The 20,936-nt window shown below is 66.5% G+C and carries 16 protein-coding genes; 15 read left to right on the plus strand and 1 reads right to left on the minus strand.

Annotation, left to right across the window (positions count from 1 at the left end; all coding sequences use genetic code 11):
* Window positions 1–209: 209 nt before the first annotated feature.
* From SBP02_RS10575 to nuoN, 15 genes are all read left to right on the plus strand, one after another.
* The gene (locus SBP02_RS10575; protein ID WP_318641386.1) at window positions 210–1,805 is read left to right on the plus strand and encodes an isocitrate lyase; all 1,596 of its coding nucleotides are present in this window, start codon (window positions 210–212) and stop codon (window positions 1,803–1,805) included.
* A 206-nt stretch (window positions 1,806–2,011) separates the two neighbouring features.
* Complete coding sequence (locus SBP02_RS10580) at window positions 2,012–4,018, plus strand: PhoX family protein (RefSeq protein ID WP_318641388.1); 2,007 nt, start codon at window positions 2,012–2,014, stop codon at window positions 4,016–4,018.
* 280 nt (window positions 4,019–4,298) lie between these two features.
* Window positions 4,299–4,712, plus strand: a complete 414-nt coding sequence (locus tag SBP02_RS10585) for an NADH-quinone oxidoreductase subunit A (RefSeq protein WP_318641391.1) — start codon at window positions 4,299–4,301, stop codon at window positions 4,710–4,712.
* Between the two features lie 10 nt (window positions 4,713–4,722).
* Window positions 4,723–5,400: an NADH-quinone oxidoreductase subunit B gene (locus tag SBP02_RS10590; protein ID WP_318641393.1), complete on the plus strand. Its 678-nt coding sequence runs from the start codon at window positions 4,723–4,725 to the stop codon at window positions 5,398–5,400.
* 59 nt (window positions 5,401–5,459) lie between these two features.
* Window positions 5,460–7,241 carry an NADH-quinone oxidoreductase subunit C/D gene (gene nuoC, locus SBP02_RS10595; protein ID WP_318641395.1) on the plus strand — a complete coding sequence of 594 codons (1,782 nt, stop codon included), beginning with the start codon at window positions 5,460–5,462 and terminating at the stop codon, window positions 7,239–7,241.
* 1 nt (window position 7,242) lies between these two features.
* Window positions 7,243–7,743, plus strand: a complete 501-nt coding sequence (nuoE, locus tag SBP02_RS10600) for an NADH-quinone oxidoreductase subunit NuoE (protein ID WP_318641398.1) — start codon at window positions 7,243–7,245, stop codon at window positions 7,741–7,743.
* Window positions 7,740–9,095: an NADH-quinone oxidoreductase subunit NuoF gene (gene nuoF, locus SBP02_RS10605; protein ID WP_318641400.1), complete on the plus strand. Its 1,356-nt coding sequence runs from the start codon at window positions 7,740–7,742 to the stop codon at window positions 9,093–9,095. The genes nuoE and nuoF overlap by 4 nt, the downstream gene beginning before the upstream one ends.
* A gap of 90 nt (window positions 9,096–9,185) precedes the next feature.
* Window positions 9,186–11,915, plus strand: a complete 2,730-nt coding sequence (gene nuoG / locus SBP02_RS10610) for an NADH-quinone oxidoreductase subunit NuoG (protein ID WP_318641402.1) — start codon at window positions 9,186–9,188, stop codon at window positions 11,913–11,915.
* On the plus strand, window positions 11,912–12,904 hold the full coding sequence (gene nuoH / locus SBP02_RS10615) for an NADH-quinone oxidoreductase subunit NuoH (RefSeq protein ID WP_318641404.1): 993 nt from the start codon (window positions 11,912–11,914) through the stop codon (window positions 12,902–12,904). The genes nuoG and nuoH overlap by 4 nt, the downstream gene beginning before the upstream one ends.
* A gap of 10 nt (window positions 12,905–12,914) precedes the next feature.
* The gene (gene nuoI / locus SBP02_RS10620) at window positions 12,915–13,463 is read left to right on the plus strand and encodes an NADH-quinone oxidoreductase subunit NuoI (protein WP_318641406.1); all 549 of its coding nucleotides are present in this window, start codon (window positions 12,915–12,917) and stop codon (window positions 13,461–13,463) included.
* A gap of 11 nt (window positions 13,464–13,474) precedes the next feature.
* Window positions 13,475–13,984: an NADH-quinone oxidoreductase subunit J gene (gene nuoJ / locus SBP02_RS10625; RefSeq protein ID WP_318641408.1), complete on the plus strand. Its 510-nt coding sequence runs from the start codon at window positions 13,475–13,477 to the stop codon at window positions 13,982–13,984.
* Entirely contained in the window at window positions 13,981–14,289 is a 309-nt protein-coding gene (gene nuoK / locus SBP02_RS10630; RefSeq protein ID WP_318641410.1) for an NADH-quinone oxidoreductase subunit NuoK, read from the plus strand. The genes nuoJ and nuoK overlap by 4 nt, the downstream gene beginning before the upstream one ends.
* A complete protein-coding gene (gene nuoL, locus SBP02_RS10635; RefSeq protein ID WP_318641412.1) occupies window positions 14,286–16,139 on the plus strand; it encodes an NADH-quinone oxidoreductase subunit L in 1,854 nt (617 codons plus the stop codon). Before nuoK ends, nuoL begins: the two co-directional genes overlap by 4 nt.
* A 26-nt stretch (window positions 16,140–16,165) precedes the next feature.
* Window positions 16,166–17,695, plus strand: a complete 1,530-nt coding sequence (gene nuoM / locus SBP02_RS10640; RefSeq protein ID WP_318641414.1) for an NADH-quinone oxidoreductase subunit M — start codon at window positions 16,166–16,168, stop codon at window positions 17,693–17,695.
* Window positions 17,696–17,702: 7 nt separating this feature from the next.
* On the plus strand, window positions 17,703–19,196 hold the full coding sequence (gene nuoN, locus SBP02_RS10645) for an NADH-quinone oxidoreductase subunit NuoN (RefSeq protein ID WP_318641416.1): 1,494 nt from the start codon (window positions 17,703–17,705) through the stop codon (window positions 19,194–19,196).
* A gap of 58 nt (window positions 19,197–19,254) precedes the next feature.
* On the opposite strand, the gene SBP02_RS10650 is transcribed toward nuoN, so the two are convergent.
* Entirely contained in the window at window positions 19,255–20,574 is a 1,320-nt protein-coding gene (locus SBP02_RS10650; protein ID WP_318641418.1) for a Na+/H+ antiporter family protein, read from the minus strand.
* Between the last annotated feature and the right edge of the window lie 362 nt (window positions 20,575–20,936).

Below are 20,936 nucleotides of genomic sequence, written 5' to 3' on the forward strand. Positions count from 1 at the left end.
TCAGTCTGCCCTACGGCATCCACGAGCCGGAAAGCAGGCCTCGCCGCAGTCTCGCTCGGTGCACTCGTCACCCCTCCCCCCCGGTTTCAACGCCGCCCTGGTCAATATTTCGTCGTGCTGTCGTGAGCCCCGCAACCATTGCCTGCGAGATGCAGGTTCTGAGTGGGAAAGTCGGTGCTCAACCAAACACATACATTGAAGGATTGACCATGTCCGCATATCAAAACGACATCAAGGCAGTCGCTGCGCTGAAAGAGACCTTCGGCAGCACCTGGAGCGCTATCAACCCGGAATCCGTGGCTCGTATGCGTGCTCAGAACCGCTTCAAGACTGGTTTGGATATCGCCAAGTACACCGCGGCCATCATGCGCAAGGACATGGCCGAATACGACGCCGACTCCTCCGTCTACACCCAGTCCCTGGGTTGCTGGCACGGCTTCATCGGTCAGCAGAAGCTGATCTCGATCAAGAAGCACCTCAAGACCACCAACAAGCGCTACCTCTACCTGTCCGGCTGGATGGTCGCCGCCCTGCGCTCCGAGTTCGGCCCGCTGCCGGACCAGTCCATGCACGAGAAGACCTCCGTCGCCGCGCTGATCGAAGAGCTGTACACCTTCCTGCGCCAGGCCGATGCCCGTGAGCTGGACCTGCTGTTCACCGAGCTGGACGCCGCCCGTGCCGCCGACGACAACGCCAAGGCCGCCGAGATCCAGGCCAAGATCGACAACTACGAAACTCACGTAGTACCGATCATCGCCGACATCGACGCCGGCTTCGGTAACCCGGAGGCCACCTACCTGCTGGCCAAGAAGATGATCGAAGCCGGTGCCTGCTGCATCCAGATCGAGAACCAGGTGTCCGACGAGAAGCAGTGCGGCCATCAGGACGGCAAGGTCACCGTGCCCCATGCCGACTTCCTCGCCAAGATCAACGCCGTTCGCTATGCCTTCCTCGAGCTGGGCATCGACGACGGCGTGATCGTCGCCCGTACCGACTCCCTGGGTGCCGGCCTGACCAAGCAGATCGCCGTGACCAACGAGCCGGGTGACCTGGGTGACCTGTACAACTCCTTCCTCGACTGCGAGGAAATCTCCGAAGCCGAACTGGGCAACGGCGACGTGGTGATCAAGCGCGAAGGCAAGCTGCTGCGTCCCAAGCGCCTGCCGAGCAACCTGTTCCAGTTCCGCAAGGGCACCGGCGAAGCGCGCTGCGTGCTGGACTGCATCACCTCGCTGCGCAACGGTGCCGACCTGCTGTGGATCGAAACCGAGAAGCCGCACGTGGGCCAGATCGCGGCCATGGTCAACGAGATCCGCAAGGAAATCCCGAACGCCAAGCTGGTGTACAACAACAGCCCGTCCTTCAACTGGACCCTGAACTTCCGTCAGCAGGTATTCGACGCCATGGTTGCCGAGGGCAAGGACGTCTCCGCCTACGACCGCGCCAAGCTGATGAGCGTGGAGTACGACGAGACCGAACTGGCCCAGGTCGCCGACGAGAAGATCCGCACCTTCCAGCGCGACGGTTCGGCTCAGGCAGGCATCTTCCACCACCTGATCACCCTGCCGACCTACCACACCGCCGCACTGTCCACCGACAACCTGGCCAAGGGCTACTTCGCCGACCAGGGCATGCTGGCCTACGTGAAAGGCGTGCAGCGTCAGGAACTGCGTCAGGGCATCGCCTGCGTCAAGCACCAGAACATGGCGGGCTCCGACATCGGCGACAACCACAAGGAGTACTTCGCCGGCGAAGCCGCTCTGAAAGCCGGTGGCAAAGACAACACCATGAACCAGTTCCACTGAGTGGAACCGGCTCGGCCAGGCGGAACCCCGCATTCCGCCTGAGCGTGGCGTAGGAAAAACCCAGCAGAGATGCTGGGTTTTTCTTTTCTGCCCCACCCAGAAGCGGCAACTGGCCTGACTGTCGACTGGCGCACAAGCCTTGTCATAGTCCCGTCGCTTTCCTTGGTTAGCGTCATGGCTCCGTCGATTAGCCCCAAGGAGCCCCCATGCGCCAGGAAGATGACCACAGCGTACTGTTCGGCAGTGGCGATGAACTGCCCAGCAACCATTCCAGCAATTCGCATTTCAACGAGCTGATCAACACCGGCCTGGCGCGACGTCAGGTGCTGGCCGGCGGTGCGGCGCTGGGTGCCCTGGCCTTTCTCGGCGCCGCCCTGCCGGGCACCAGCGAAGCCGCGCCAGCGGCCGATACGTCGCAGGCCCAGCCGCTGTTCAGACCGCGGACCAGGCTGCCCTTTACCCCTGTGGCCATCAGCCGTGCCGACGGCATCAGCGTCCCGGCCGGTTACCAGGCCACGCCCTTCATTCCCTGGGGCACGCCCATCACCGGCAGCTATCCGGCCTTTCTCGAGGACGCCAGCAACAGCGCCGCAGACCAGGCCCAGCAGACCGGTATGCACCATGACGGCATGCACTTCTTCCCCATCGATGCCCAACGCGGCCGTGGCCGCAGCAGCGATCACGGCCTGCTGGTGCTCAACCACGAATACATCGACGCCGGCTTGATCCACCCCAGCGGGCCGACCGTGATGGATGGCAAGCGCGTGAGCGCCGAAGAGGTCCGCAAGGAAATCAATGCCCACGGCGTCTCGGTGGTGGAAATCCGTCGCAACCCGCTGGGCGACTGGGAGGTGCTGCCGAGCGCGCGCAACCGCCGCATCACCGCCGCCACGCCCATGCAGATCCGTGGCCCGGCCCGCGGCCATGCCCTGTTGCAGACCCGCTACAGCCCGGACGGCACGGCCACCCGCGGCACCCAGAACAACTGCGCCAACGGCTTCACTCCCTGGGGCACCTACCTGACCTGCGAAGAGAACTGGGCCGGCTACTTCGCCTCTCGCGACAGCGCACTGCCTCGGGAGCTGAGTCGCTATGGCCTGCGCAGCAGCAGCCGTTACGGCTGGGAGACCCTGGCCGGCGACGAGTTCGAGCGCTTCGACGCCACCCGCAAGGCGGCCCACGCCGCTGGCGACTACCGCAACGAACCCAACCACTTCGGTTGGATAGTCGAGATCGACCCCTTCGCCCCCGAATCGGTGCCGGTCAAACGTACCGCCCTGGGGCGCTTCGCCCACGAGGGCCTGGTATTCGCCCCGGTCAAGCCGGGCCGCCCGGTGGTGTGCTACTCCGGCGACGACTCGCAGAACGAGTACATCTATAAATATGTCAGCCGCGCGAAGTATCGCCCCGGCCGCAGCAACGGCAGCCTGCTGGACGACGGCACGCTCTATGTCGCCCGTTTCGACGCCAATGGCAGGGGCAAGTGGCTGGCCCTGGATATCCATGACAAGGCCTTCCAGAAGGCCTGCCGCGCCGCCGGCGTGAGTTTCGCCGACCAGGGCGAGGTACTGATCAACACCCGCCTGGCCGCCGATATCCTCGGCGCCACCAAGATGGACCGTCCGGAATGGGGGGCGGTCAATCCGGACAACGGCGAGGTCTACTTCACCCTCACCAACAACAGTTCGCGCAGCGAGGGCGACGCGGCCAATCCGCGCCCGGCCAACGCCTACGGCCATATCATTCGCTGGCGCGAACGCAGCTGGAACTATGCCGGACGCAGCTTCACCTGGAGCCTGTTCCTGCTGGCCGGCCCGGAAAGCGACAGCCTAGGGCCGAACGGCCAGCCCTTGAACGCCGACAACCTGCTGGCCAGCCCCGACGGCCTGTGGTTCGACCCGGAGGGCCGCCTGTGGATCCAGACCGACATGAGCGGCAACCAGCTGCGCAGCGGCCCCTTCGGCAACAACCAGATGCTGGTCGCCGATCCGAAGAGCGGTGAACTCAAGCGCTTCCTGGTCGGCCCCCTGGGCGCGGAGATCACCGGCATCAGCGCCACCCCGGACTTCCGCACGCTGTTCGTCAACATCCAGCATCCGGGCGAGGGGTCGACGGCTGGCAACCTGCTCAGTACCTGGCCGGACGGCCCCGGCAAGCGGCCGCGCTCGGCGACCCTGATCATCAGCCGCGAGGACGGCCGGCGCCTGCTGTAAGCCATACCTCGGGCGGCCGGTCGCAATGGTCCGGTCGCCCATTTCCCGCACCTCAGGGCCAATGCCCGGTCAGCCCACAGCCCTGTCGTCGCGCCACCGGCAGCGTCTTAAAACAAGGCCTTGCGGGCCTATCCTAAAATTTTGTTGGCGAAAAACTTACCAGCCGCGCATGACGGGCCTAAGCTCAATGCAGAGTCTCGACCGCTCACGGCAGAGCGGCCGAGACAAACAAATCCAATAAGTTGCGCAGAACGCCGTTCCTTTCCAGGGGGATACCGGCATGTCGGAAGCAAGCACCATCTTGTCCCATGACTGGGCGCTGGCCGTGTTCCTGCTCGGCATCGCCGGGCTCTGCGCCTTCATGCTCGGCCTGTCCAGCCTGTTGGGCGGCAAGGCCTGGGGCCGGCGCAAGAATGAGCCCTTCGAGGCCGGCATGCTGCCCACCGGCAGCGCCCGCCTGCGCTTTTCCGCAAAGTTCTATCTGGTCGCGATGCTCTTCGTGATCTTCGATGTCGAAGCCCTGTTTCTCTTCGCCTGGGCCGTCTCCGTACGCGAAAGCGGCTGGGCCGGCTTTATCGAAGCTACTATTTTCATAGCGATTCTGTTGGCCGGCCTTGTCTATCTCTGGCGCATCGGCGGGCTCGACTGGGCACCGACGGGACGCCGCGAACGGCAGGCGAAGCTAAAAAAATGAGGCTCTGGCGATGCAATACAAACTTACCCGGGTCGATCCGGATGCGCCGAACGAGCAGTATCCGATCGGCCAGCGCGAGACCGTTGCCGATCCACTGCTAGACGACCAGGTCCACAAGAACATCTTCATGGGCAAGTTGGAAAACGTGCTCCATGACGCCGTCAACTGGGGGCGCAAGAACTCCCTCTGGCCTTACAACTTCGGCCTGTCCTGCTGCTACGTGGAGATGACCACGGCCTTCACCGCGCCCCACGACATCGCCCGCTTCGGTGCCGAAGTCATTCGCGCCTCGCCGCGCCAGGCCGACTTCATGGTCATTGCCGGGACCTGCTTCATCAAGATGGCGCCCATCATCCAGCGCCTGTACGAACAGATGCTCGAGCCCAAGTGGGTCATTTCCATGGGCTCCTGCGCCAACTCCGGCGGCATGTACGACATTTACTCGGTGGTCCAGGGGGTGGACAAGTTTCTCCCCGTCGATGTCTACGTCCCCGGCTGCCCGCCCCGCCCCGAGGCCTTCCTGCAGGGGCTGATGCTGCTGCAGGAATCCATCGGCCAGGAGCGCCGCCCGCTTTCCTGGGTGGTCGGCGACCAGGGGGTGTACCGCGCCGAGATGCCGTCGCAGCGCGAGCAACGACGCGCCCAGCGCATCGCCGTCACCCAGCTGCGCAGCCCCGACGAGGTTTGACGTCGGCCGCCGGCTGGAAACCCATTTTATCCCTAGGTTGACCGATAGCGACCGAGACCATGACCGCAGACAGCGCCGTGTCACCGCCACCCTACAAGGCCGACGACCAGGACGTCGTCGCCGAGCTGCAGGCCCGTTTCGACGCCGAAACCCTGACCCTGCAGACCACGCGCACCGGCATGCCGGTGGTCTGGGTGACCCGTGACCGGCTGATCGAGACGCTCCGTTTCCTGCGGGACCTGCCGCGCCCCTACGTCATGCTCTACGACCTGCACGGCATCGACGAGCGTCTGCGCACCCAGCGCCGCGGCCTGCCGCAGGCGGACTTCACGGTGTTCTATCACCTGCTGTCGATCGAGCGGAACAGCGACCTGATGATCAAGGTGGCGCTGGCCGAAGACGATCTCGAACTGCCCAGCGCCACCGCGATCTGGCCCAACGCCAACTGGTACGAGCGGGAAGTCTGGGACCTGTTCGGCATCAGCTTCCGCGGCCACCCCCATCTCAGCCGCATCATGATGCCGCCGACCTGGCAAGGCCACCCGCTGCGCAAGGACTATCCGGCCCGGGCCACCGAGTTCGACCCCTTCAGCCTGACCCAGGCCAAGCAACAACTGGAGGAGGAAGCCGCGCGCTTCAACCCCGAGGACTGGGGCATGCAGCGCCATGGCGAGCACGAGGACTACATGTTCCTCAACCTCGGCCCCAACCACCCCTCGGCCCACGGTGCCTTCCGCATCATCCTGCAGCTCGACGGCGAGGAAATAGTCGATTGCGTGCCGGATATCGGTTATCACCACCGCGGCGCCGAAAAGATGGCCGAACGCCAGTCCTGGCACAGCTTCATCCCCTACACCGACCGCATCGACTATCTGGGCGGGGTGATGAACAACCTGCCCTACGTCCTCGCCGTGGAGAAGCTGGCCGGCATCCAGGTGCCGGACCGGGTCGACTTCATCCGGGTGATGCTCGCGGAGTTCTTCCGCATCACCAGCCACCTGTTGTTTCTCGGCACCTATATCCAGGACGTCGGCGCCATGACCCCGGTGTTCTTCACCTTCACCGACCGCCAGCGGGCCTACCAGGTGATCGAGGCCATCACCGGCTTTCGCATGCACCCGGCCTGGTACCGCATCGGCGGCGTCGCCCATGACCTGCCGCGGGGCTGGGACGCCCTGGTCAGGGAATTCGTCGCCTGGTTGCCCAAGCGCCTGGACGAGTACGAGAAGGCCGCCGTGCACAACAGCATCCTGCGCGGGCGCACCATTGGCATCGCCCAGTACAACACCCGGGAAGCCCTCGAATGGGGGGTCACCGGCGCCGGCCTGCGCGCCACCGGCCTCGACTTCGACCTGCGCAAGGCGCGCCCTTATTCCGGCTACGAACACTTCGAATTCGACATTCCGCTGGCCCACAACGGCGACGCCTACGACCGCTGCATCGTACGGATCGAGGAGATGCGCCAGAGCGTACGCATCATCGAGCAGTGCCTGAACAACATGCCGGCAGGCCCCTACAAGGCGGACCACCCGCTGACCACGCCGCCGCCGAAGGAGCGCACCCTGCAGCACATCGAGACGCTGATCACCCACTTCCTGCAGGTCTCCTGGGGGCCGGTGATGCCGGCGGGCGAGTCCCTGCAGATGATCGAGGCGACCAAGGGCATCAACAGCTACTACCTGACCAGCGACGGCAGCACCATGAGTTACCGCACCCGTATTCGCACCCCGAGCTTCCCGCACCTGCAGCAGATCCCCTCGGTGATCCGCGGCAGCATGGTGGCCGACCTGATCGCCTACCTGGGCAGTATCGACTTCGTCATGGCCGATGTGGACCGCTGACATGAGCCAGACCGACCTGATCCAAACCGACCGCTTCGTGCTCAGCACCCGAGAGCGCGCGGCCATCGAGCAGGAGATGCACCACTACGAGGACCCGCGGGCGGCGTCCATCGAGGCGCTGAAGATAGTCCAGCAGGAGCGCGGCTGGGTGCCCGACGGCGCGGCCGAGGCCATAGGCGCGGTGCTCGGCATCCCGGCCAGCGACGTCGAGGGCGTCGCCACCTTCTACAGCCAGATTTTCCGCCAGCCGGTGGGGCGCCACATCATTCGCGTGTGCGACAGCATGACCTGCTTCATCGGCGGCCATGAGTCGCTGCTGTCTAGTATTCAACAAGAACTGGGCATCGGCCTGGGGCAGACCAGCGCCGACGGCCGCTTCACCCTGCTGCCGGTGTGCTGCCTGGGCAACTGCGACAAGGCCCCGGCGCTGATGATCGACGACGACACCTTCGGCGATGTCCGTCCCGAGGCTGTCGCCCGGCTATTGGAGGGCTATGCATGAGTGCCAAGACGCTGACCTCGATCGGCCCGGCCAACCGCTGCGCCCGGCCCGAGCAGAGCCATCCGCTGACCTGGCGCCTGCGCGACGACGCCCAGCCGGTGTGGCTCGACGAGTACCAGCAGAAGAACGGTTATGCCGCCGCACGCCAGGCCCTGGCCGAGATGGCCCCGGAGGACATCGTGCAGCGGGTCAAGGAGTCGGGCCTCAAGGGCCGTGGCGGCGCCGGCTTTCCCACCGGGGTGAAGTGGGGCCTGATGCCCACCGACGAGTCGCTGAACATCCGCTACCTGCTGTGCAACGCCGACGAAATGGAGCCCAACACCTGGAAGGACCGTCTGCTCATGGAGCAGCTGCCGCACCTGCTGATCGAAGGCATGCTGATCAGCGCCCGGGCGCTCAAGGCCTATCGCGGCTATATCTTCCTGCGCGGCGAATATGTCGACGCGGCCGACATCCTCAACCGCGCCATCGCCGAGGCCAAGGCCGCCGGCCTGCTGGGCCAGAACATCCTGGGCAGCGATTTTTCCTTCGAGCTGTTCGTGCACACCGGCGCCGGGCGCTACATCTGCGGCGAGGAAACGGCGCTGATCAACTCCCTGGAGGGGCGCCGCGCCAACCCGCGCGCCAAGCCGCCCTTCCCGGCCGCCGTCGGCGTCTGGGGCAAGCCCACCTGCGTCAATAACGTCGAAACCCTGTGCAACGTGCCGGCGATCATCGGCAACGGCGTGGACTGGTACAAGAGCCTGGCCCGCCCGGGCAGCGAGGACCACGGCAGCAAGCTGATGGGCTTCTCCGGCAAGGTGAAGCAGCCCGGCCTGTGGGAGCTGCCCTTCGGCATCAGCGCCCGCGAGTTGTTCGAGGACTACGCCGGCGGCATGCGCGACGGTTATCGCCTCAAATGCTGGCAGCCCGGCGGCGCCGGCACCGGCTTCCTGCTGCCGGAACACCTGGACGCGGCGATGTACGCCGGCGGTATCGCCAAGGTCGGCACCCGCATGGGCACGGGTTTGGCACTGGCGGTGGACGACAGCGTCGGCATGGTGGCGCTGCTGCGCAACCTGGAGGAGTTCTTCGCCCGCGAGTCCTGCGGCTGGTGCACACCGTGCCGCGACGGGCTGCCCTGGAGCGTCAAGCTGCTGCGCGCCCTGGAGCGCGGCGAGGGCCAGGCGGGCGACCTGGAGACCCTGGAACAGCTGTGCAATTTCCTCGGCCCCGGCAAGACCTTCTGCGCCCACGCGCCGGGGGCGGTGGAGCCGCTGGCCAGTGCACTGAAGTATTTCCGCGGGGAGTTCGAGGCGGGCCTCGCCCGCCAGAGCGCACCCACAGGCAGCGACCAATTGGCTCCGGCATGAAGCATTGCGTCGCTAGGCCACTGACCCGGCCCGCGACCCACCGAGAATCCATTAGCCACGCCCGCCGCGGCGGGTAAGAAGACAACCGACATGGCCACTATCCACGTAGACGGCAAAGATCTGGAAGTCGATGGGGCAGACAACCTGCTGCAGGCCTGCCTGTCCCTGGGGCTCGATATCCCCTACTTCTGCTGGCACCCGGCCCTGGGCAGCGTCGGCGCCTGCCGCCAGTGCGCGGTCAAGCAGTTCGCCGACGAGAACGACAGCCGTGGTCGCCTGGTGATGTCCTGCATGACACCGGCCGCGGACAACACCTGGATCTCCATCGACGACGAAGAGGCCAGGCAGTTTCGCGCCAGCGTGGTGGAGTGGCTGATGACCAACCACCCCCACGACTGCCCGGTGTGCGCGGAAGGGGGCCACTGCCACCTGCAGGACATGACGGTGATGACCGGGCACAGCGCCCGCCGTTATCGCTTCACCAAGCGCACCCACCAGAACCAGGAGCTGGGCCCCTTCATCGCCCACGAGATGAACCGCTGCATCGCCTGCTACCGCTGCGTGCGCTACTACCAGGACTATGCCGGCGGCACCGACCTGGGCGTCTACGGCGCCCACGACAACGTCTATTTCGGGCGGGTCGAGGACGGCCCCCTAGAGAGCGAGTTCGCCGGCAACCTGGTCGAGGTTTGCCCGACCGGCGTGTTCACCGACAAGACCCACTCCGAGCGCTACAACCGCAAGTGGGACATGCAGTTCGCCCCGAGCATCTGCCACGGCTGCGCCGCCGGCTGCAACATCAGCCCGGGCGAGCGCTACGGCGAAATCCGCCGCATCGAGAACCGCTTCAACGGCTCGGTGAACCAGTATTTCCTCTGCGACCGCGGCCGCTTCGGCTACGGCTACGTCAACCGCCCGGACCGCCCGCGCCAGCCGCTGATGGTGCTGAGCCAGATGAAGATGGGTCTGGACTCGGCCCTCGATCAGGCCGCCGCACTGCTGAAGAAGCGCAAGGTGATCGGCATCGGCTCGCCCCGCGCCAGCCTGGAAAGCAACTTCGCCCTGCGCCAGCTGGTCGGCGCCGAACACTTCTACGCCGGCCTGGCCGAAGCTGAGCTGCAGCTGCTGCAGCTGATCCGCGAGGTGCTGCAGAACGGCCCGCTGCCGGTGCCGACTCTGCGCGAGGTGGAGGCCCACGACGCGGTGTTCGTCCTCGGCGAGGACCTGACCCAGACCTCGGCACGCCTGGCCCTGGCATTGCGCCAGGCGGTCAAGGGCAAGGCCAAGGCCATGGCCGCCGCGATGAAGATTCAGGACTGGCACATGGCCGCGGTGCAAAACGTGGCCCAGGACGCGCGGAGTCCGCTGTTTATCGCCAGCGTCTGCGCCACCCGCCTGGACGACGTCGCCCGTGAGTGCGTGCACGCCGCACCGGACGACCTGGCCCGCCTCGGCTTCGCCGTGGCCCACGCCATCGACCCGAGCGCCCCGGCCGTGGCCGGCCTCGACGCCGACGCCGCCACACTGGCCCGGCGCATCGCCGATGCCCTGCTGGCCGCCGAGCGCCCGCTGCTGGTATCCGGCGCCTCCCTGGGCAGCCGGACGCTGATCGAGGCCGCCGCCAACATCGCCGGCGCCCTGAAGAACCGCGAGAGAAACGGCTCCATCAGCCTGGTGGTGCCGGACGCCAACAGCATGGGGCTGGCCCTGCTGCAGGGCGAGAATCTTGCCAAGCAGTCCCTGGACGCCGCGCTGCAGGCCCTCAGCTGCGGCGCGGCCGACGCCCTGGTGGTGCTGGAGAACGACCTCTACCGCCACGCCGAGGCCGCCCGGGTCGATGCCGCCCTGGCCGCCGCCCGGGTGGTGGTGGTCGCCGATCATCAGCACACCCCAACCGCAGCCAAGGCCCACCTGCTGCTGCCGGCCGCCAGCTTCGCCGAAGCCGACGGCACCCTGGTCAGCCAGGAGGGGCGCGCCCAACGCTTCTTCCAGGTCTTCGATCCGACCTATTACGACGGCGACAACCTGGTGCGCGAGGGCTGGCGCTGGCTGCATGCGCTGCACAGCACCCTGCAGGACAAGCCGGTCGACTGGAGCCAACTGGATCAGGTCACCGAAGCCTGTGCCGCCGACGCCCCGGCACTGGCCGGTATCCAAGCTGCCGCACCCTCTGCCAGCTTCCGCATCAAGGGCCTCAGGCTGTCGCGCGAGCCCCACCGCTACAGCGGCCGCACCGCCATGCGCGCCAATATCAGCGTGCACGAACCCCGGCAGCCCCAGGATCAGGACTCCGCCTTCGCCTTCTCCATGGAGGGTTACGCCGGCGCCAGCGAACCCCGCCAGCAGATTCCCTTCGCCTGGTCCCCGGGCTGGAACTCGCCCCAGGCCTGGAACAAGTTCCAGGACGAGGTCGGCGGCCACCTGCGCGCCGGCGATCCCGGCGTGCGCCTGATCGAGGCCGCTGGCACGCCGTTACCCTGGTTTTCCCCCTGTGCCGCCTTCGCCCCGGCCCAAGGCAGCCTGCAGGCGGTGCCGCTGCATCACCTGTTCGGCAGCGAGGAGACCTCCGCCCGTGCCGCGCCGATCCAGGCCCGCGCCCCCGCGGCCTATGTCGCCCTCGGCCGGGCAGAGGCGTCGCGCCTCGGCGTCGATGAAGGCGCCCTGCTCGACCTGACCCTGAATGGCCAGCCCCTGCGCCTGCCACTCCGGATGCACGAAGACCTCGCCTGTGGCCTGGTCGGCTTGCCCGCCGGCCTGCCCGGCATTCCCCCGGCGATCGCCGGCGCTGCGGTGACGGCGATCCGGGAGGCCGCGCAATGAACTGGCTGACGCCCGAGCTGCTCGACATCCTGACGGCGGTGATCAAGGCCGTGGTCATCCTGCTGGTCGTGGTGGTCTGCGGCGCCCTGCTCAGCTTCGTCGAGCGCCGCCTGCTGGGCTGGTGGCAGGATCGTTACGGACCGAACCGGGTGGGGCCGTTCGGCCTGTTCCAGATCGCCGCGGACATGCTCAAGATGTTCTTCAAGGAAGACTGGACGCCGCCCTTCGCCGACAAGGTGATCTTCACCCTGGCCCCGCTGATCGCCATGAGCGCCATGCTCATCGCCTTCGCCATCATCCCGATCACCCCGACCTGGGGCGTGGCGGACCTGAACATCGGCATCCTGTTCTTCTTCGCCATGGCCGGCCTGTCGGTCTACGCCGTGCTGTTCGCCGGCTGGTCCAGCAGCAACAAGTACGCCCTGCTCGGCGCCCTGCGCGCCTCGGCGCAGACCGTGTCCTACGAGGTGTTCCTGGCCCTGGCGCTGATGGGGGTGGTGGCCCAGGCCGGCTCATTCAACCTGCGCGACATAGTCGACTACCAGGCCCGGCACCTGTGGTTCATCGTGCCGCAGTTCTTCGGCTTCTGTACCTTCTTCATCGCCGGCGTCGCGGTGACCCACCGCCACCCCTTCGATCAGCCGGAAGCCGAACAGGAGCTGGCCGACGGCTACCACATCGAATACGCCGGGATGAAATGGGGCATGTTCTTCGTCGGCGAGTACATCGGCATCGTCACCATCTCGGCGCTGCTGGTGACCCTGTTCTTCGGCGGCTGGCACGGCCCGTTCGGCCTGCTGCCGCAGATCCCCTTCTTCTGGTTCGCCGCCAAGACCGCCTTCTTCATCATGCTTTTCGTCCTGTTGCGCGCCTCGATTCCGCGACCGCGCTACGACCAGGTCATGGCCTTCAGCTGGAAATTCTGCCTGCCGCTGACCCTGCTCAACCTGCTGGTGACCGGCGCCCTGGTGCTGGTCGCGGCTAGGTAAGGAGAACACCATGTTCAAGTACATCAGGCATGTGATCCACGGCACCTACACCCAGCTGCGCAGCCTGGCGATGATCTTCGCCCACGGCTTTCGCCCTCGCGACACCCTGCAATACCCGGAAGAAGCGGTGTACCTGCCGCCGCGTTACCGCGGGCGCATCGTCCTGACCCGCGACCCCGACGGCGAGGAACGCTGCGTGGCCTGCAACCTGTGCGCGGTGGCCTGCCCGGTCGCCTGCATCTCGCTGCAGAAGGCCGAGGCCCAGGACGGCCGCTGGTACCCGGAGTTCTTCCGCATCAACTTCTCGCGCTGCATCTTCTGCGGCCTGTGCGAGGAGGCCTGTCCGACCACGGCGATCCAACTGACCCCGGACTTCGAGATGGGCGAGTTCAAGCGCCAGGACCTGGTGTACGAGAAGGAAGACCTGCTGATATCCGGCCCGGGCAAATACCCCGACTACAACTTCTACCGCGTCGCCGGCCTGGCCATCGCCGGCAAGCCCAAGGGCGCCGCGCAGAACGAGGCCGAACCGATCAACGTGAAGACTCTGCTGCCCTGAGGCCTGAAAAGATGGAACTGGCTTTCTATTTCGCCGCCGGCGTCGCCCTGATCGCCACCCTGCGGGTGGTCACCGGCACCAACCCGGTACACGCCCTGCTGTACCTGATCATCTCCCTGCTGGCGGTGGCCATGGTGTTCTTCAGCCTCGGCGCCCCCTTCGCCGGGGCCCTGGAGATCATCGTCTACGCCGGCGCCATCATGGTGCTGTTCGTCTTCGTGGTGATGATGCTCAACCTCGGCGCCGCCGCCGTTGAGCAGGAACGCCACTGGCTCACGCCGGGCATCTGGTTCGGGCCGTCCCTGCTCTGTGCCTTGCTGCTCGGCCAGCTGCTCTATGTGCTGTTCAGCGCGCCGAGCGGCGCCCTCATCGGCCAGGTCACGGTGGAGGCCAAGACGGTCGGCATCAGCCTGTTCGGCCCCTATCTGCTGGCCGTCGAGTTGGCCTCCATGCTGCTGCTGGCCGCCCTAGTGGCCGCCTACCACCTCGGTCGCCACGACGCCAAGGAGGCCACGCCATGAGCGGTATTCCACTGGAGCACGGCCTGGCCCTGGCCGGCGCCTTGTTCGCCATCGGCCTGGTCGGCCTGATGGTGCGCCGCAACATCCTCTTCGTGCTGATGAGCCTGGAGGTGATGATGAACGCCGCCGCCCTCGCCTTCGTGGTCGCCGGCGCACGCTGGGGCCAGGCTGACGGTCAGGTGATGTTCATCCTGGTGATCAGCCTGGCGGCGGCCGAGGCCAGCATCGGCCTGGCGATCCTGCTGCAGCTGTATCGCCGCTTCAACACCCTGGATATCGACGCAGCCAGCGAGATGCGCGGATGAACCTACTCTTCCTGACCTGCCTGTTCCCCCTGCTCGGCTGGCTGGCGCTGGCCTTCAGCCGCGGCCGTTGCTCGGAAAATACTGCGGCGCTGATCGGCGTCGGCTCGGTCGGCCTGTCGGCGCTAACCGCCGCCTGGGTCACCTGGCAGTTCAATGTCGCGCCGCCTGCGGGCGGCGCCTACGGCCAGCTGCTGTGGCAGTGGATGGCGGTGGACGGCTTCGCTCCCAGTTTCACCCTGTACCTGGACGGCCTGTCGCTGACCATGCTCGGAGTGGTCACCGGGGTCGGCTTTCTCATCCACCTGTTCGCCAGCTGGTACATGCGTGGCGAGGAAGGCTATTCGCGCTTCTTCGCCTACACCAACCTGTTCATCGCCAGCATGCTGTTCCTGGTGCTCGGCGATAACCTGCTGTTCCTCTATCTCGGCTGGGAAGGCGTGGGGCTGTGCTCCTACCTGCTGATCGGCTTCTACTTCAAACACCGGGCCAACGGCAATGCGGCGCTCAAGGCGTTCATCGTCACCCGGGTCGGCGACGTGTTCATGGCCATCGGCCTGTTCATCCTGTTCTCCCGGCTCGGCACCCTGAACATCCAGGAGCTGCTGCTGTTGGCGCCGCAGAAGTACGTCGCCGGCGACAGCTGGCTGTGGCTGGCCACCCTGATGCTGCTCGGCGGTGCGGTCGGCAAGTCGGCCCAGCTGCCGCTGCAGACCTGGCTGGCCGATGCCATGGCCGGTCCGACCCCGGTCTCGGCGCTGATCCACGCCGCCACCATGGTCACCGCCGGGGTCTACCTGATCGCCCGCACCCATGGCCTGTTCCTGCTGACCCCGGAGATTCTCGAGCTGGTCGGCCTGGTGGGCGGCGCGACCCTGGTGCTGGCCGGCTTCGCCGCCCTGGTGCAGACCGACATCAAGCGCATCCTCGCCTACTCGACCATGAGCCAGATCGGCTACATGTTCCTCGCCCTCGGCGTCGGCGCCTGGAGCGCGGCAATCTTCCACCTGATGACCCACGCCTTCTTCAAGGCCCTGCTGTTCCTCGCCGCTGGCAGCGTGATCAACGCCTGCCACCACGAGCAAAACATCTTCAAGATGGGCGGGCTGTGGCGCAAACTGCCGCTGGCCTATGCCAGCTTCATAGTCGGCGGCGCCGCCCTGGCCGCCCTGCCGCTGGTCACCGCCGGCTTCTACTCCAAGGACGAGATCCTCTGGGAGGCCTTCGCCAGCGGCCACAGCGGCTTGCTCTATGCCGGTCTGGCCGGCGCCTTCCTCACCTCCATCTACACCTTCCGCCTGATCTTCATCGCCTTCCATGGTGAAGCGAAAACCGAGGCTCACGCGGGTCACGGCGTGGCCCACTGGCTGCCGCTGGCGGCGCTGATCGTCCTCTCGACCTTCATCGGCGCCCTGATCAGCCCGCCGCTGGCCGGCGTGCTGCCGCAGAGCGTCGGCCACGCCGGCGGCGCGGCCAAGCACAGCCTGGAGCTGGCCTCGGGACTGATCGCCCTGGCCGGCATCCTCCTCGCCGCCCTGTTGTTCCTCGGCAGGCGCCGCCTGGTCGGCGCCGTTGCCCGAACCGCGCCGGGGCGTCTGCTCGGCGCCTGGTGGCTCGCCGCCTGGGGCTTCGACTGGCTCTACGACAAGCTGTTCGTGCGCCCCTATCTGCTGGCCTGCCGGCTGCTCGGTCGCGACCCGATCGATTTCAGCATCGGCGTGATCCCGCGCCTGGCCCGTGGCGGCCACGGCGTCCTCAGCCGCAGCGAAACCGGACAGCTGCGCTGGTACGCGGCCTCCATAGTCGGCGGCGCCGTGCTGGTACTGGCCGTCGTGCTGCTGGGTCGACCCTGACTAATAGCGAAAGGAACCCGCCCATCATGATCTTGCCTTGGCTAGTCCTGATTCCCTTCATCGGCGGTCTGCTGTGCTGGCTGGGTGAGCGCCTGGGCACCACGCTGCCGCGCTGGGTGGCGCTGCTGACCATGAGCCTGCTGTTCGGCCTGGGCCTGTGGCTGTGGTCCAGTGGCGACTTCGGCCTGGCCCCGGCGCCCGGCGTCGAGCCGCGCTGGGCCCAGGAGTTTCAGCTGCAGTGGATCGAGCGCCTGGGCATCAGCCTGCACCTGGCGCTCGATGGCCTGTCGGTGCTGATGATCAGCCTAACCGGCCTGCTGGGGGTACTCTCGGTGCTCTGCTCCTGGCATGAGATCCAGAACCGCGTGGGCTTCTTCCACCTCAACCTGATGTGGATTCTCGGCGGTGTGGTGGGCGTGTTCCTGGCCATCGACCTGTTCCTGTTCTTCTTCTTCTGGGAAATGATGCTGGTGCCGATGTATTTCCTCATCGCGCTCTGGGGCCACAGCGGCAGCGCTGGCAAGACCCGCATCACCGCCGCCACCAAGTTCTTCATCTACACCCAGGCCAGCGGCCTGATCATGCTGGTGGCGATCCTCGCCCTGGTGTTCGTCCACTTCAACGGCACCGGCGTACTGACCTTCAACTATGCCGACCTGCTCAAGACCGAGCTGACGCCGGGCACCGAATACCTGCTGATGCTGGGCTTCTTCGTCGCCTTCGCGGTGAAGTTCCCGGTGGTGCCGTTCCACTCCTGGCTGCCGGACGCCCACGCCCAGGCGCCGACCGCCGGCTCCGTGGACCTGGCCGGCATCCTGCTCAAGACCGCCGCCTACGGCATGATCCGCTTCGCCCTGCCGCTGTTCCCCAACGCCTCGGTGGAGTTCGCCCCGGTCGCCATGGGCCTGGGCGTGTTCGCCATCGTCTACGGCGCCCTGCTGTCCTTCGCCCAGACCGACATCAAACGCCTGGTGGCCTATTCCAGCGTGTCGCACATGGGCTTCGTGCTGATCGCCATCTACTCCGGCAGCCAGATCGCCCTGCAGGGCGCGGTGGTGCAGATGCTCGCCCACGGCCTGTCCGCCGCCGCGCTGTTCATCCTCTGCGGCCAGCTCTACGAGCGCCTGCACAGCCGCGACATGCGCGAGATGGGTGGCATTTGGGCGCGCATGCCCTGGCTGCCGGCGCTGTGCCTGTTCTTCGCCGCCGCGGCGCTGGGCCTGCCCGGCACCGGCAACTTCATCGGCGAGTTCCTCATCCTCGTCGGCACCTTCCCCGGCGCGCCCTGGATCACCGTGCTGGCCGCCAGCGGCCTGGTGTTCGGCTCGGTCTACTCGCTGATCATGATCCACCGCGCCTTCTTCGGCCCGGCCAAGGCGGAAGGCGCCCTGCTCGGCCTCAAGCCCCGCGAGCTGGGCATGGTGCTGGGGCTGGCCATGCTGCTGACGCTGCTTGGCCTCTACCCGCAGCCGGTGCTCGACACCTCGGCGGCCAGCATGCAGGGCGTGCAGCAGTGGTTCAGCCACAGCCTCAGCCAATTCGCCTCGGTCAGGTAAAGGTCTTATGGAAAGCAGCGCCACGCAATTTACCCTCCAGCACGCCATCGCCCTGCTGCCGCTGCTGGTGACCAGCGCCACGCTGATCCTGGTGATGCTGACCATCGCCTGGAAGCGCAACCACGGCCTGACCTTCGTGCTCTCGGTGCTCGGCCTCAACCTGGCCCTGCTGTCGATCGTCCCGGTGCTCAGTATCGCCCCGATACAGGTCACGCCCCTGCTGCTGGTGGACCGCTTCGCCTGCTACTACATGGCCCTGATACTGGTCGCCACCCTGGCCTGCGTGACCCTGACCCACGCCTACCTCGGCGAGGCCACCCTGAGCACCGGCCAGGGCAGCCGCCAGGGGTATCCGGGCAACCGCGAGGAGATGTACCTGCTGATGCTGCTGTCGGCCGCCGGTGGCCTGGTCCTGGCTGGCGCGCAGCACCTGGCGGGCCTGTTCATCGGCCTGGAGCTGCTGTCGGTGCCGATCTACGGCCTGGTGGCCTATGCCTTCTTCGACAAGCGCTCGCTGGAAGCGGGCATCAAGTACATGGTGCTGTCGGCCGCCGGCAGCGCCTTCCTGCTGTTCGGCATGGCCCTGCTCTATGCCGACTCCGGCAGCCTCGGCTTCAGCCAGATCGGCGCCAGCCTCGCCAGCGGCAGCGGCCTGCTGGTGCAGATCGGCATCGGCATGATGCTGATCGGCCTGGCCTTCAAGCTGTCGCTGGTGCCCTTCCACCTGTGGACCCCGGACGTCTACGAGGGTGCGCCGGCGCCCGTGGCGGCCTTCCTGGCCACGGCCAGCAAGGTCGCGGTGTTCGCCGTGCTGCTGCGCCTGTACCAGATATCCCCGGCCACCGCCGGCGGCTGGCTGAACGACCTGCTGACCCTGATCGCCATCGCCTCGATCCTGTTCGGCAACCTGCTGGCCCTGCTGCAGAGCAACCTCAAGCGCCTGTTGGGCTACTCCTCCATCGCCCACTTCGGCTACCTGCTGGTGGCGCTGGTGGCCAGCAAGGGGCTGGCGGTGGAGGCCATCGGCGTCTACCTGGCCACCTACGTGCTGACCAGCCTCGGTGCGTTCGGTGTGATCACCCTGATGTCGACGCCCTACAACGGCCGCGATGCCGACGCCCTGTACGAATACCGCGGACTGTTCTGGCGCCGCCCCTACCTGACCGCGGTGCTCACGGTGATGCTGCTGTCGCTGGCCGGCATTCCGCTGACCGCCGGCTTCATCGGCAAGTTCTACGTCATCGCCGCCGGCGTGCAGGCCCAGCTCTGGTGGCTGCTGGGCGCCCTGGTGCTGGGCAGCGCCATCGCCGTATTCTACTACCTGCGGGTGATGGTCACCCTGTTCCTCAACGAGCCCAACCTGCGCCGCCACGACGCGCCGTTCAACTGGGGCCAGCGCGCCGGCGGCATGATGCTGCTGCTGGTGGCGGTGCTGGCCTTCGCCATCGGCGTCTACCCGCAACCGCTGCTGGCCATGCTCAGCACCATCAGCCTGGGCTGAACGAAAGCGGGGTCGCCGAATACCCGGCAACCCCGCCGCAACATGCCGCCCCTATGCCTCAGAGCACCATCGCCGCCAACCAGCCGAACGCCAGCAAGGGCAGGTTGTAGTGCAGGAAGGTCGGCACCACGCTGTCCCAGATGTGGTTGTGCTGACCGTCGACGTTCAGCCCCGCGGTGGGTCCCAGGGTCGAGTCGGAGGCCGGCGAGCCGGCATCGCCCAAGGCGCCGGCAGTACCGACTATGCTGACGATGGCCAGCGGGCTGAAGCCCAGCTGCAGTCCCAGGGGCACGAAGATCGCGGCGATGATCGGGATGGTGGAAAAGGACGATCCGATACCCATGGTCACCAGCAGGCCGACCAGCAGCATCAGCAGCGCGCCGCTCGCCTTGTCGTGGCCGATCAGCTCGGCTGCGCCGTCGACCAGGGTCCTCACCTCGCCGGTGGCCTTCATCACCTCGGCGAAGCCGGCGGCGGCGATCATGATGAAGCCGATCATCGCCATCATCTTCATGCCCTCGGTGAACAGGCCGTCGGCCTCCCTCCAGCGCACCACCCCGGACAGCGAGAAGATCAAGAAGCCCACCAGCGCACCGATGATCATCGAGTCCAGCCACAGCTGCACCGTGAAGGCCGCGCCTATCGCCACGCCGGCCACCAGCAGGCTCAGGGGGTTGTAGGCGACATCGACCCGTTCGACCTGTTCGATCTTCGCCAGGTCGTACACCCGCTTGCCGCGATAGCTCAGCAGCACCGCCACCAACAGCCCGAACAGCATGCCCAGGGCCGGAATGGCCATGGCCCGACTAAGGCTGACGTCACTGACGTCCACGCCGGCTTTGGCCACATTGGCCAGCAGGATCTCGTTCAAGAAGATCCCGCCAAAGCCCACCGGCAGGAACATATAGGGGGTGACCAGGCCGAAGGTCAGCACGCAGGCGACCAGCCGGCGATCGACCCGCAGCCTGCTCAGCACATAGAGCAGCGGCGGCACCAGCAGCGGGATGAAGGCGATATGGATCGGCAGGATGTTCTGCGAGGCGATGGCCACCGCCATCAGCAGGGCGATCAGCAGCCACTTGAGCAGCGTGCCGCCCTCGCCCTGCTGCTTGCCGACCATGGCCAGCGCCCTGTCGGCCAGGGCATGGGCCAACCCGGACTTGGCGATGGCCACGGCGAAGGCCCCGAGCAGCGCATAGGACAGGGCCACGGTGGCCCCCCCGCCCAGCCCCCGATTGAAGGCGGCCAGCGAGCCCTCGACACCCAGACCGCCCAATAGGCCGCCGAGCAGCGCACCGACGATCAGGGCGACCACCACGTGCACGCGGCACAGGCTGAGGATCAGCATGACGCCGACCGCTGCGATTACTGCATTCATAAGAGCCCTCCCAGGGGCTTGCGCTGAAACAAGGAACGCAGCGACTACCCCTGCGCCCGGAAAAAAGCGGCGTACTCTGCCGCAAGCTCCGGTGGCTGTCAAAATCACGACGTGCGAAATACTGATCGCATCGTGCATAATTCAGCACCCTGCAGGCCGACCGTTTCCTATCGCCGAACATCCGTGCCACCTGCACCGGATCTATCAAGAAAGTCGCCGGTCGGCCGATCACGCCAATCATCGTTCAGATAAAGGGAGCGCTGCATGTCGCCCAGCCGCCTGTCCATCCAGTTGAAAATCAGCCTCCTGGCCGGTCTCTGTCTGATTTTCATCGTCACCCTGTTGGTGGGGACTTCGCTGTT

Source organism: Pseudomonas benzenivorans (assembly GCF_033547155.1).
Taxonomy (GTDB): Bacteria; Pseudomonadota; Gammaproteobacteria; order Pseudomonadales; family Pseudomonadaceae; genus Aquipseudomonas; species Aquipseudomonas benzenivorans_B.

Coding starts and splice junctions, on each gene's coding strand:
- SBP02_RS10575 (WP_318641386.1), top strand. CDS start 210: ATGTCCGCATATCAAAACGACATCAAGGCAGTCGCTGCGCTGAAAGAG.
- SBP02_RS10580 (WP_318641388.1), top strand. CDS start 2,012: ATGCGCCAGGAAGATGACCACAGCGTACTGTTCGGCAGTGGCGATGAA.
- SBP02_RS10585 (WP_318641391.1), top strand. CDS start 4,299: ATGTCGGAAGCAAGCACCATCTTGTCCCATGACTGGGCGCTGGCCGTG.
- SBP02_RS10590 (WP_318641393.1), top strand. CDS start 4,723: ATGCAATACAAACTTACCCGGGTCGATCCGGATGCGCCGAACGAGCAG.
- nuoC (WP_318641395.1), top strand. CDS start 5,460: ATGACCGCAGACAGCGCCGTGTCACCGCCACCCTACAAGGCCGACGAC.
- nuoE (WP_318641398.1), top strand. CDS start 7,243: ATGAGCCAGACCGACCTGATCCAAACCGACCGCTTCGTGCTCAGCACC.
- nuoF (WP_318641400.1), top strand. CDS start 7,740: ATGAGTGCCAAGACGCTGACCTCGATCGGCCCGGCCAACCGCTGCGCC.
- nuoG (WP_318641402.1), top strand. CDS start 9,186: ATGGCCACTATCCACGTAGACGGCAAAGATCTGGAAGTCGATGGGGCA.
- nuoH (WP_318641404.1), top strand. CDS start 11,912: ATGAACTGGCTGACGCCCGAGCTGCTCGACATCCTGACGGCGGTGATC.
- nuoI (WP_318641406.1), top strand. CDS start 12,915: ATGTTCAAGTACATCAGGCATGTGATCCACGGCACCTACACCCAGCTG.
- nuoJ (WP_318641408.1), top strand. CDS start 13,475: ATGGAACTGGCTTTCTATTTCGCCGCCGGCGTCGCCCTGATCGCCACC.
- nuoK (WP_318641410.1), top strand. CDS start 13,981: ATGAGCGGTATTCCACTGGAGCACGGCCTGGCCCTGGCCGGCGCCTTG.
- nuoL (WP_318641412.1), top strand. CDS start 14,286: ATGAACCTACTCTTCCTGACCTGCCTGTTCCCCCTGCTCGGCTGGCTG.
- nuoM (WP_318641414.1), top strand. CDS start 16,166: ATGATCTTGCCTTGGCTAGTCCTGATTCCCTTCATCGGCGGTCTGCTG.
- nuoN (WP_318641416.1), top strand. CDS start 17,703: ATGGAAAGCAGCGCCACGCAATTTACCCTCCAGCACGCCATCGCCCTG.
- SBP02_RS10650 (WP_318641418.1), bottom strand. CDS start 20,574: ATGAATGCAGTAATCGCAGCGGTCGGCGTCATGCTGATCCTCAGCCTG.